At 49.3% G+C, this 6,000-nt stretch carries 5 protein-coding genes and 2 pseudogenes; 2 read left to right on the top strand and 5 right to left on the bottom strand.

Annotation, left to right across the window (positions count from 1 at the left end; translation table 11 throughout):
- Together FFS57_RS05400 and FFS57_RS05395 are read left to right on the top strand one after the other, a co-directional pair.
- Positions 1-1,263 (top strand): annotated as a pseudogene (locus tag FFS57_RS05400) (IS1634 family transposase); the annotation flags it as partial.
- Between the two features lie 63 nt (positions 1,264-1,326).
- Positions 1,327-1,890, top strand: coding sequence for an integrase core domain-containing protein (locus tag FFS57_RS05395; protein WP_171013646.1), 564 nt, complete (start codon positions 1,327-1,329; stop codon positions 1,888-1,890).
- A 34-nt stretch (positions 1,891-1,924) separates the two neighbouring features.
- Here FFS57_RS05395 and FFS57_RS05390 read toward each other — a convergent pair.
- The 5 genes and pseudogenes from FFS57_RS05390 to FFS57_RS05370 all read right to left on the bottom strand — a co-directional run.
- Positions 1,925-2,104: pseudogene (locus tag FFS57_RS05390) on the bottom strand (IS1634 family transposase N-terminal domain-related protein); the annotation flags it as partial.
- Between the two features lie 311 nt (positions 2,105-2,415).
- Positions 2,416-3,177: a class I SAM-dependent methyltransferase gene (locus FFS57_RS05385; RefSeq protein WP_137936733.1), complete on the bottom strand. Its 762-nt coding sequence runs from the start codon at positions 3,175-3,177 to the stop codon at positions 2,416-2,418.
- Positions 3,147-4,079, bottom strand: coding sequence for an NAD-dependent epimerase/dehydratase family protein (locus FFS57_RS05380; RefSeq protein WP_171013644.1), 933 nt, complete (start codon positions 4,077-4,079; stop codon positions 3,147-3,149). Before FFS57_RS05380 ends, FFS57_RS05385 begins: the two co-directional genes overlap by 31 nt.
- Positions 4,076-5,185 (bottom strand): glycosyltransferase family 4 protein, encoded by a 1,110-nt coding sequence (locus FFS57_RS05375; RefSeq protein ID WP_137936731.1) that lies wholly within the window; start codon positions 5,183-5,185, stop codon positions 4,076-4,078. Before FFS57_RS05375 ends, FFS57_RS05380 begins: the two co-directional genes overlap by 4 nt.
- 154 nt (positions 5,186-5,339) lie before the next feature.
- Positions 5,340-5,945, bottom strand: a complete 606-nt coding sequence (locus tag FFS57_RS05370) for a response regulator transcription factor (RefSeq protein ID WP_137936730.1) — start codon at positions 5,943-5,945, stop codon at positions 5,340-5,342.
- Positions 5,946-6,000 lie beyond the last annotated feature (55 nt).

Below are 6,000 nucleotides of genomic sequence, written 5' to 3'. Positions count from 1 at the left end.
GCCGTCGAGCATCAGCACCTGCTGCGTGCGATGGATGTACTGGTCGAGCAGGCCGATGCCGTTGACGAGGTGGTGGCCGAGTTGCTGCGCCCACTGCTCGATCAAGACTTGACAGTGGTGTTCTACGACCTGACCACCCTCCGTGCCGCCGGCCTGTCCCAGCAGGACGGCGACGTGCGCCAGTTCGGCCTGGCCAAGGAAGGCCTGATCGCCCGCCAGTTCCTGCTCGGTGTGGTGCAGACCGCCGACGGCATCCCGCTCTACCACGCGGTGTTCGACGGCAACACCGCCGAAGTCACCACGCTCAAGCCGACCATCGAGCAGGTGCTCCAGCGCTTCCCGATCCGGCGCGTGATTGCGGTGGCCGATCGCGGCCTGTTGTCCACCGACAACCTGGCCGAGTTGCAGGTGATCACGCTGCCCAGCGGGTAACCGCTGGAGTTCATCCTGGCGGTGCCGGGGCGGCGCTATGCCGACTTCGCCGAGCGGCTGGCGCCGTTTCAACAGGCGCACTGCCGGGACGCCACCCAAGAAGTCACCGGCGAACTCGACTGGGACGGCCTGCGGCTGATCGTCGCACACCACCCAGACACGGCCACCGAGCAAGGCACGCAACGCGACCGCACCCTCGCCGAACTGGAACGGCAGGCGGCCGAATGGGCCGGCAAGCTCGATGCCCAAGAGGCCGGCCAGCGCCGTCGCGGCCGCCAGCTGTCGGATGGTGGCGCGCGAGCGCGCTTCTACCATGCGGTGTGCGATGCCCATCTGGCGCGCATCATCCGGGTCGACCTCCACAGCGAGCTGTTCTGCTACCACCTCGACGAACGGGCGTTGGCGCATGCCCGGCTGATGGACGGCAAGCTGCTGCTGGTCACCAACGCCGCTGATCTGGCACCGGTACAGGTAATCGAGCGCTACAAAGCGCTGGCCGATATCGAACGCGGCTTCCGCGTGCTCAAGTCGACCATCGAAATCGGCCCGATCTATCACCGGCTGCCGGATCGCATCCGCGCGCATGCCATGATCTGTTTCATGGCCTTGGTTTTGTACCGGGTGATGCGGCTGCGCTTGCGCGCCAGTCAGCAGGAAACATCGCCGGAAAGCGCGCTTGCTCTGCTGCGCCGCATCCAGCATCACCGCGCCAGGATTGGTCAGGCACCGGCGGTAACGGGTATCACCACCGTTGAACAGGAACAGGCCACCCTGCTGGCTGCGTTAGGTATCAAAAAACCAGACAAAACCGAACAATTGACCCTGTTGTAGGGGCACGTCTGAAGTTTCGGTCGTTATTAATCAATAACTTGCGCTGATAGCTGTTGAACTCTGGTGGGCTGGCAGGTATTTGAATCCGAACGTGCGGATTTAGCTAGCCAATTGCTGCAAGACATCTGTGTCCGTGAAGGCATCCGCAAGGATCAACCGACCTTGCACGCCGACAATGGCGCCCCCATGAAGGGTGAAATCATGCGGGCGACCCTGCAAACGCTGGGCGTCGCACACTCCCGCTCGCGCCCAGCGGTAAGCAATGACAACCCCTATTCAGAATCCTTGTTCAAAACCTTGAAGTACCGCCCACAATTCCCCGCTGAGCCCTTTATGGATGTTGTGCAGGCTCGCCGCTGGGTGGCTGAGTTTGAGGCTTGGTATAACGACAACCATCGGCATAGCGCCATCGGCTTTGTCACCCCCTCACAACGCCACGCCGGGAACGACCGAACCTTACTGACCCAGCGTCACGAGGTGTATACCCGAGCACGCCAAGCCAACCCAACCCATTGCGCTGGGCCAAACAGACGCGTGACTGGACCTATATCGATGAAGTCCATCTCAACCCAGATAAGGACAAACCTAGGGCAACAACGGCCACCTAGACAAAACCTTACTCCTTAAATGCGACAACTGGCTTGACTTCTACCGCCATCGTCGGCTTGCCAGCGGCGCGTAAGAGGCCATTGACCAGCGAATCGGCTTCCCCCGCCCGCACCGATTCCAAGCGCCCGAGCGTGGCGATCACCCGCTGACGTGAGACGCCAGCGGCATCCCGGTAGGCTTCGACGAGCTTGACGTAACAGCGCGGGCCGGAGGTAGTGATCTTCACGAACATGTCACCACTGTAGGTCAGCAATAAAGCGATTTTCAATACGTACTGAAAAATTTCGTGTCACTACAGCGTCAAGTAGGTGGGAAATGCAAACTCTCTGTTTTTATTGGAAAACAGGCCTTAAATATGAAAATGGACGGCGAAGAGTGTCGAACTCGGGGGGGGGGCAGAAACAGCTCACGCCGTGTCTTTTTCTTTTTGCCAGCGTACTCGATGCCGCTGAAACTCAGTTGACCCGATGCTTGCATGGTAGAACGCTCTCGAAAGGCGGGAGGCTGCTAGTTTACCGAAAACCAGATTCGTGCAGAGATGTCTTAGCTGCATTTTTTTAGTTGAATGATGTATGTATGTGGCATCCAATCCGATTTTCTGGTTCTCATGATACTGCCGATGAGGCCCAGTAAATTGAATGGTAGTATTAATAGTGCGAATGCGAGATTTAGTAAGGTTAGCCAGGATTTTTCTTGAATTGCATCTGCTAGTGACTTGGCGAGAGCAATATTTATTAATAGTGATCCTGTTTCAATTGGTGTGCCTAGCCATGTAATCTTATCGCATTCTAGGCCTGCTTGATTGATTCGTCGTAATAGTCCGTGCTCGGTAAATCTAGAAAAGTCATAAGGGGCATCATGAATGGGATACATGAAAGGAACTTTAATTATTGCAGTTCCTGTCGGTTTGAGAATCCTCTTAATTTCTAGTAAACTTAATTCCGGGTTGGGTAAATGCTCTAATACATCTAGAAGTAATACTATATCTGCAGTGCTGTCTTGCAACGGTAAAGCTTCCGCTGTTGCATATATGGCCGGCTGGTGTTGATACCAACCAATAGAAGTTGTGTAATAATCAATTGGTATATAAGCCGACTTGCTGGTAATGTGGTTTAGTATTTTTTGTTTTCCGGCCCCAATGTCGACAATAATACCATTGGATTTTTTTCCAATTTCGGAAAGAAGATATTTATCATGCCTGGCAAGTAGCCATTGTGGATGTATTGGGGTGTTAATTAAGAAATTCGAAATTTTCTTCAGTTGGCGAGTGATATTCATTTTATTTGGGTATTGAACCATTTCCATGTCTTTTCTAGACCATGCTCTATGGTCGTATGTGCTTGCCAGCTTAGATTGGTTCTAGCTTTCTGGCTATTCAATATTATTGATTGAACATCAACTGATCTTTTTTCATGATACTGTTTCGAAATTAATTTTCCGCTTATCCCTTCGAGAAGGCTGCAGACTTTATTTACATCGGTGCCAACTTGAGTTCCTGCATTGTATATATTGAGGATATCTGATGGAGGGTGTTTCAGGCAGCATTGAATTAAAGAGGAAAAGTCATCTATGTATAAATAATCACGAATTGTATCTCCTTTACCCCATATGTCTAATCTGCTGTCATCGCGGAGTTTTTGCATGACTGTAGGAATGATACCGAAGCCCGACCGTAAAGGTTGATTTGGGCCATAAAGATTTGCTGGGCGGATAATAGTTACAACATTTTTGGTTTGATTGCTGTATGCAGTAAGTAGGTTCTCTATACATGCTTTGCCTGCACCGTAGTAAGATAGCGGCTTGGACGGGACATTCTCATCAATTAATCCTGGTCCTGGGTCGCCATATATTGTTCCACCTGAAGATAGATAGATCAAATGGATATTTGGATAACTTTGTAGTGTTTCCAAGAGCTGTGCTGTTGGTGTGATATTGTGAAGTGCCTCAAATGTTGGATCCAATGCAGAAACACTTGGTGTTGATGCTGACGCGAAGTGTAAGACAAATTCGGTTGTGGGAAGTAAGGCTTGTAATATTTGTTTCTGCTCCAAGGAGCTGGAGAAGTAATTTGTACCATCGAGTTGCGGTGGTTTAAGAATTGATCTGGATATCACCGATACCTCGTGACCAGAAGCTAATAAAGAAGGAATAGTGGCTTGTCCAACAAAGCCACTACCGCCTAAAACGAGTATTTTTGCTTTCTTCACGATGTGCTCAATAGTTTTTTATAGAGGAAATGATATCGCTGGGCACAGTCTTGCCAAGTTCCAATTGATTGCATTGCCCATGATTTGGCCTGTTGACTAATATGAGAATTAATCTCTTTGTTTGATAGATTACGAACAGCTATTGCAAACTGATCGGCTGTCTCTACCAAGACACCGGTATTGTCATCTATAATGAAATTACGATGTGCTGGGATATTTGAAGCAATAATGGGTAAACCAGATGCCATTGCCTCAAGCATAACTTGCGGTCGTCCTTCATCATGTTGACTTAGCGTAACTAAACCAGCCGCTTGTGGAAACCAATCTTCCTGTAGGGCTTTCGGGTGTGTTGGTCCATGGTAATAAACCCATGATGGTAGCTCAATAGGTTCCTGCATAGGACCTAAAATATGAAGTTGGTTGTCACCATGGAAAATGTGTTCCCCCCATGATAATAGGGGTCCTATTTTCTTTTTTGTCAAACGAGAAACCAAGAGCCATTTATGAGGTGCTGTTGCTGTATAGGTTCGTGTTAACTGATACCAAGTTGAATCAATACCAAAAGGGACTGCAACAATTTCTGCTACATCAGAGAAGTATTGTTGTAATGTAGGAATCATCCATTCCGCATTTGGTGCAATGATTGTTTTTCGCTCTTGAAAGCGTGTTCGTAAGATCTTTCTTATCAGTGGATTTTGAATTAACTTGAGGTCACTGCCAAGCACTGTCGTTAATAAGGGGGTAATCGTTCCTTGAAGTGGTATGGATGTTTGTAGCCAATTCGCATGGACAATGTCAACATCACGATTATTATGATATCCCCGTTTGAAAATTTGAATTAACTTTAGACCAGCATATAGCCCACGAATAGGGTGATTCCGAAGTAACGAGGCAATGCCGCCATTTTGCAGTAGGCTATCTAACCATTTGCTATCTTCGGTAGGTGTAACAGATTTAACACCTATAGGTAATTCGCCGGGCGGAGCGAGCAAGCGAATTTCCGTCTCAGGGAGTTGTGCTAAACTAGCAACCTGATTCCGTATGAAAATACCCTGCCAATCTGAATGATTTTTAGGATAAGAAGTGGCGGTTACCAATACTCGCACATACACTCCATTGGGGCTGGTTATGTACTGATTTTGAAATAAGCTACTTTAAATACGATATTGCTGTCTGTATAGAGTGGTAAAGTGCTGATTTATTTAACCCCAATAATTTGATTTGTTGCTAGTAATTTTATTGGGGGTATACGCGTTACTGTTAATGTTTGCTAGCCATCACAATCTGCACCAATTCTGCCACCGAGTGCACCCCCACTTTTTCCATTACTTTGGCACGGTGTGCTTCGACGGTTTTGATGCTAATGCCGAGTTCGTCGGCGATAATCTTATTCAGCTTCCCTGCACAGACCAAGTCCATGACTTCACGTTCGCGCGCAGTTAAACTGGCTAGGCGATTCGCTGCCTGGGAGTTTTGTGCTTTGCGATCGCGATTGGTTCGGTCTTGTTCCAGGCTTTGTTCGATTGTGTTCAGCAGATCGCGATCGTTGAAGGGTTTTTCGAGGAAGTCGACTGCCCCGCGTTTGACGGCTCGAACTGCCATGGGAACGTCTCCGTGGCCCGTGATGAAAATCACGGGGATGTCGTAGTTCAGTTCTTTCAACTTTTCATGTAACTCGGTGCCGCTCATTCCTGGCATGCGGACGTCAACCACAAGACAGCCGTGGGTGCCGGGGTTATAAGCGGCGATAAAGTCTTCGCCAGATGCATAGCATGCGACTTTGAGGTTTTTGGATTCGAGGAGCCAGGTCAGCGAATCGCGCATCGCTTCGTCATCATCGACGACAAAAACGGTGGCTTGTTCCATGCGACGTCTCCTTTGTCTGTATTAAAGTTACAATATTCTGATTACGTATTCTACC

It is taken from the genome of Chitinivorax sp. B (assembly GCF_005503445.1).
GTDB lineage: Bacteria > Pseudomonadota > Gammaproteobacteria > Burkholderiales > SCOH01 > Chitinivorax.
Note: the sequence above shows the minus strand (reverse complement) of the source record. Positions and strands in the feature narration are given on the sequence as shown.

Coding starts and splice junctions, on each gene's coding strand:
- FFS57_RS05385 (WP_137936733.1), bottom strand. CDS start 3,177: ATGGAAATGGTTCAATACCCAAATAAAATGAATATCACTCGCCAACTG.
- FFS57_RS05370 (WP_137936730.1), bottom strand. CDS start 5,945: ATGGAACAAGCCACCGTTTTTGTCGTCGATGATGACGAAGCGATGCGC.